Origin of the sequence: Nostoc sp. UIC 10630 (assembly GCF_010747425.1) — a bacterium.
Taxonomy (GTDB): Bacteria; Cyanobacteriota; Cyanobacteriia; order Cyanobacteriales; family Nostocaceae; genus Nostoc.
This window is the reverse complement of sequence record NZ_JAAGOG010000328.1, coordinates 1-5,517: the sequence shown is the minus strand read 5'-3', so window position 1 is coordinate 5,517 and position 5,517 is coordinate 1. Positions and strand designations below refer to the sequence as shown.

Sequence of the window (5,517 nt, the reverse complement as noted above, 5' to 3'; positions counted from 1 at the left end):
CGCTTAAAAAAAGATGCATTTATAGAAATAGAACCGGAAATTTGGCTGCAATTAAGAGATTTAGGTTTAGCACCTGGTCTTTCCTTCTTTTACCAAGGTATTAAATATACAAAATCTCAAGGGTTTGTTAGCTTTAATCTTGCTGCTAAATGGAAACGTAAACGTTTGGGAGTCGCGCCGGAGGAAGGTTGGTTTATTCTTACCAACTTAGATGATTTAAATTCAGTTATTAGAGCTTATAAACAACGTTTTGATATTGAAGAGATGTTTAGAGATTTTAAAAGTGGTGGTTATAATTTAGAAGATACTAATGTATCAGGTCAACGGCTAATTTCCCTAATATTATTAATCTCGCTTGCCTATACTGCTGCAACTATATCTGGTCAACAAATTAAATGCATGGGTGTTCAAAAATATGTTGGTCGAATTAAAGAATCGGGGCGTACAGTTCGCCGTCATAGTAGTTTTTATATTGGATTATATGGAGCTAACTGGGTCAATTTTATGGAAAATTCTTATGAACTGGTGGCTGAGTTAATGATACTATCTCCTAATAAGCGGAAGTATTATCAACAAGGAGAAAGGGCTATGAGGCTTATTTTATCTGCATCCTAGCCCAAGTTGTAGCCCCGTAAGGATGAAGACAAACCTCTACGCGCTATTTTGGATTACTAAAGCTGCCATTCCACATCTTTTACCCGGAGCATCAATTATTAACACCACTTCTATTAACACCACTTCGATTCAGGCATATCAACCTTCAGCAAGTCTGCTTGACTATGCGATGACCAAAGCCGGCATTGAGAATTTTAGCAAATCTCTCGCCAAACAGATGATCCACAAGGGAGTGCGCGTTAATGCAGTCGCACCCGGCCCATTTTGGACACCGCTACAGCCGAGTGGTGGTCAGACCCAGGAGAAGATCGAGAAATTTGGTTCTGAAGTTCCGCTCGGAAGACCCGGGCAACCTGTAGAAATTGCTCCTGTGTATGTGTTGCTTGCTTCCCAAGAAGGTAGCTACATCACCGGAGAAGTTTATGGTGTAACAGGCGGCATCGGGATTGCCTAGTTCAAAAGACATCTTGCAAAATTAACTTTTGCCAAAATATTAAGGTGCATGTTTGCATGTTAAGGGGAAGGGAAAATTCCATACTTTTACCCCTTTCCTATTCCCCTCTTCCCCACAAATGCCAATAAGTCTAGTTAAAAAAGTGATGAAGCAGGACGAGCCAATCTTTTTGTATCGCTCTGGCATCTGTGCAGAATTCAAGCGAGTCAAAATTGGGAGTGCGATCGCACTTTAGTAGTTGCTTTGCGATCGCGTATTGCTAGGAGAAGCGATGGTCATCAACTTTTCAACTAGAAATTCGCTTCTCAACTATCAACATTAAGCCTTTCAATTTCCCATCTTCTGTAAAACTTTGGCTAGTGCGACATTTATTATCGTTATTCACAAGATTAATCATTTCCGTTGCCAGTAATTGACCTGTCGCTCTATTCCAGACATTAAAAATGATAATGCTATCTCCATGTTCACGCGCAATAGTGGTGAAATTTGACCATGTGGGAACATCTACTGCTTCTATTTCTATTTCATCATTACTAATTACCTTACCAACAAAACTGTTAGTGACAATTCTACCATCGGCATAATGGTAAGTATTGGTTTGTAACCATTGATTGTCAACTATCTTTTGTGTAATTTCTGCTTCAAAGCGTTCTGTTTCTTGAGCATTAGCATCCATTCTGATCCAGTAACCTGACCAAGTGCCAACATGTTTGGGGAAAACCTGAAAATCACTCAATTGTTTGGACATATTGCTCATACAAACAAAGTTTATTTACCTATTTTTTTCTTTATACATTAGAAAGCGATGTCTACAACGGGCTGTTCGGTGTCGCTATTCTCTATAATTTCTTATATAGTACATAAATACTATTAAAGTTAACCCTAATACTTCCTAAGCAGCAAGTATCGAGTATATCAGCTACGCTGGGCGGTTACGCCATCGCCCTGATAAAATTATTTTCGAGAAATGAAAGCAACAAGAAAGCGATTGCTTGTGACAAAGCAGTACACTCCTGCTATACCGAAAATCCACTCCTTGCTATAGCGTACCCACCCGCCGGGGCATCGCCCTCAAGCCCTGGCGAGAAGAATTAAAGAACCAACGCACTGTGTGCAACCATTTCAAGATTCCACTCCTTGGATAGTAGGTATCGCAGCCAAAATAGAATAACGGCGGATATCTTCTAGTGGCGCAGCTATTAATCCTTCTAGCTTGGCTATTGCAGCTTGCAGATAGGGTGATGTTAAATGAGTATCCAGTGCTGCCGCAGATTCCCATTCTTCTACAAAAGTAAAATCTGTTGGATCTGATTGATTTTGTAAAAGTTCATATTTAATCACACCTGCTTCAAGTTTCGTTGATTCAATCAGTCCCAATAATAAAGCTTTGAGTTCTTCTACTTTATCTGGTATTGCCACAAAACGAGCTACAACATGAATGGTTTGGTTAGTCATTAGTCAATGGTAATTATTAGTTATTAGTCCTGTCGTCCATAGCCAACAGTTGATAGTCAACCCCTTCGGGGAATTTAAAATAGGTTAATAGGTTAGGCCTACTGGAGTGACCACCATGTAGCGAAAGATAGTTAGTAATAAAGCGTAGTTTCCCCCATTTCGACCCTTCTCTTCTTAGGTTGCGCTCTAAGCGTAGCTATGCCGCAGGCTTTACGACAAGCTCAAGGCAGATATTACTCGATTGCAGCAGAGGTTACAAGCAGCGATCGCACCCCAGTCAACAAAATAAAAACCTTACACTAATAGTAGGGACTATGGCTTACTCTGTATTTTCTAACAAAGAACTCTATGCTAAAGTTACATTCTTTCGCTAAACTTTGTTTATTGACAACATTATCAACAATCCTGATGTGGTAGTATCCGGCTTTTGCTTGGAATAAAGCTAGCCACATGGTATATCGCCAAACCAATAGCAAAACGTCGGATGAGCTTGGCAGGCTACCGTCTAGCTGATGTGCTTAATAAACTGTTCGGCAAGTAATAAAATATATACAATCTCTTTTGTTATCCACTTACATGATGTGGGTAGTTTTTGATTTTACTAGAGCGATCGCCTCTCCCTAAATAATTCTTAGAGGAAAAATTGCCTTTGGTGCGTAGTTTACCGCCGTAGGCATCGCTTGCTTCAAAGCAGTACACTGCTACTATGAAAATCCCCGACTGCGATCACTCTCTAGCCTAGAAACTTTCTTTGACAAAATTTCCCACCCCTACCATCTTCGATAGCGGTCCCATCCGTGGAACCCTCTTCCAAATCCGAAGTTGATGCCATTTGAACTAGAAGAATGTACATCAATACCAGTGATGTTTACTGCAATTGCTAAAACTATAATGACTGGTCTGGATTTGAGAAAATGCAATAATTTCATGGTGCCCAGGAACGCAATTACATAATATGGTTCCCATTTGATGGGGCACGATGCCGAACGCGAGTGCGTCTCCAAGAGTTGGCTAGCCGGTATGCCATCGCACCAGAGGAAAAGCTTAAATTAACAGTTTGCGAAAATGCCCTGACTTGGTGTTAGTAAATTATCTGGATCGTAACGTCGCTTTGCACTTACCAGATTTCCCCAAACTTGACCAAAATGCTGCTGCCAATCCTTTTTGTCAAAGGGAATAGCATCTACGGAATATTTGTAACCACCCAAGTCACGGTTTTGCTTAAATAGTTTGCGATTATCAGCCAGCATCCGTGTAACTACAGCATCTTCTGGTGGTGTTGCAGTTCGCAAAATAGAAAAGAGAAACACAATTTCTTCTGTAGGAACCCGGAATAAGGGTAGATGAAAACGGTTTGTTTTGACTGGATATAGCAGAATTGGACCAAGGCCCGTATCAGCTAGTGTTAAGTTGGCAGCGACTTCACCAACAAAACCATTAACTGCGCTACTAGGTACAAACAAATCTAACCAAGGATGAGGATTTGACCAAACACCAATCGATTTGAGAAAGGCAACTGTAGGAGCTAAACGGTTGAGAAAATCAAAATAAGTTTTATCTTCTATTTGTTCTGTACCGCGAGTATAATTTAACCCCGCAAGCAACAAACTATTATTAGGTACAAAGGGAGGGCTGTAAAAGCTAGCCACTTCTAGCAGATAACGCCATCCACCAGCATTATTAGAAACTAACTGACCTTCTACATAGTTGAAGCGCTCATCAAAAATGATTTGGCGTTGGTCATGAGTAAAGGTAGCTAAATCGTCATAATATAACTGAAACACACGGGCATTGGTAGTGGCGGGAATTAGCTTAACAGTTGCTTGTACAATAATTCCACATTGACCTAGCCCTGCTAGTACTGCTGTAAATAGATTGCGATTGTACGACAGTGAACAAGTTTCGAGATCACCAGTACCAGTAACTACCTTCAGTTCTAAAACATTGTCAACTTGCACACCATAACGGTGAGTTGCACCACCAATACCCCCCACTGATAAAGTGCCGCCTACAGAAAGTTCAATATAATCAGTGAGAACGGGCGGTGTTAATCCTGTAGCAAGCGTTTGTTGCAATAACTGACTCCATAACACTCCAGCATCAACAATTGCTCGGTCTGTACCAATGAAATGAATCTTGTTGAGCGTGCTTAAATCAATGACAATGCCTGCTTCTACTTGTGACTGACCGTAGGTAGAGTGACCCTGACCGCGCGGGGCAACTTTGAGCTTTCTCGTCCGAGCGAATTGAATAATTTGAACAATATCCTCAATTGAGCCTGGTTTAAGTACTGCTATCGGTTGACGATGCACGATATTACCAAAGTCAATACTGGCATCAGTAAGTGTCCCATTATCAGTGTAAAGTACTCCATTTAAGGAAGGTAAACTTTCAAAAACAGATGTAGCACTGGCAGATGTTACCCAGGAACGAGTAGTTAAATCAAACCCGATAACAATTGCACTGGTAATCAAACCTTGTAAAACTGAGCGACGTGAAGTGTTTTGTCCCATAATTTTTACTTGGTACTATAATCGTTATCTAATTAAGTAAATATACTGCTAGTTTTAGCATTTACTTAACTAAAGTTAAATTTCTATTCAGTGAAAAATTTGATTTTATGGTACAGCTATTAAATAAAAAATATACAATCATTTAATGAGAAATACGGTTAAATACTGTTAAGACTATTACTGAGTCAAAATCGCCCTCATAAAATACAAGAAGGAAAGGAAAGGAAAGCAACGGGGAAACGATTGCTCCTCGTAGTGAAAATCAGTACATGGATTCAGTTCTTTTCACTTGTTTATAAGACTCTAGAAAATAGCAGATGTTTGCTCTAACCGATCGGACTTCCCTAATCTAATCTTCGCACCAGATTTCCCACCAACACGCCACTTATCGCTCCAATTGCCCACATCAGCAGCAATTAAAACTACTGTCGATGTATCACCTGTCACCTATCTCCCCACAGCCAGGGGTAGAGATTCCTC

At 40.3% G+C, this 5,517-nt stretch carries 6 protein-coding genes and 1 pseudogene; 2 read left to right on the top strand and 5 right to left on the bottom strand.

Annotated elements, in window-relative coordinates; translation table 11 throughout:
• A pseudogene (locus tag G1O98_RS36450) lies at positions 1 to 615 on the top strand (IS4 family transposase); the annotation flags it as partial.
• A 22-nt stretch (positions 616 to 637) separates the two neighbouring features.
• A complete protein-coding gene (locus G1O98_RS36445) occupies positions 638 to 1,069 on the top strand; it encodes an SDR family oxidoreductase (protein WP_163939096.1) in 432 nt (143 codons plus the stop codon).
• A 286-nt stretch (positions 1,070 to 1,355) separates the two neighbouring features.
• Here the strand turns inward: G1O98_RS36445 and G1O98_RS36440 are convergent, their stop codons facing one another.
• The 5 genes from G1O98_RS36440 to G1O98_RS36425 form a co-directional block, all read right to left on the bottom strand.
• Complete coding sequence (locus G1O98_RS36440) at positions 1,356 to 1,817, bottom strand: DUF3598 family protein (protein WP_163939094.1); 462 nt, start codon at positions 1,815 to 1,817, stop codon at positions 1,356 to 1,358.
• A 374-nt stretch (positions 1,818 to 2,191) separates the two neighbouring features.
• Positions 2,192 to 2,524 (bottom strand): putative quinol monooxygenase, encoded by a 333-nt coding sequence (locus G1O98_RS36435; RefSeq protein WP_163939093.1) that lies wholly within the window; start codon positions 2,522 to 2,524, stop codon positions 2,192 to 2,194.
• Positions 2,525 to 3,088: 564 nt separating this feature from the next.
• The gene (locus G1O98_RS41000; protein WP_275941821.1) at positions 3,089 to 3,223 is read right to left on the bottom strand and encodes a hypothetical protein; all 135 of its coding nucleotides are present in this window, start codon (positions 3,221 to 3,223) and stop codon (positions 3,089 to 3,091) included.
• Between the two features lie 350 nt (positions 3,224 to 3,573).
• Positions 3,574 to 5,037: an FAD-binding protein gene (locus G1O98_RS36430; RefSeq protein ID WP_163939091.1), complete on the bottom strand. Its 1,464-nt coding sequence runs from the start codon at positions 5,035 to 5,037 to the stop codon at positions 3,574 to 3,576.
• 303 nt (positions 5,038 to 5,340) lie between these two features.
• Positions 5,341 to 5,484 carry a hypothetical protein gene (locus G1O98_RS36425; protein WP_163939088.1) on the bottom strand — a complete coding sequence of 48 codons (144 nt, stop codon included), beginning with the start codon at positions 5,482 to 5,484 and terminating at the stop codon, positions 5,341 to 5,343.
• Between the last annotated feature and the right edge of the window lie 33 nt (positions 5,485 to 5,517).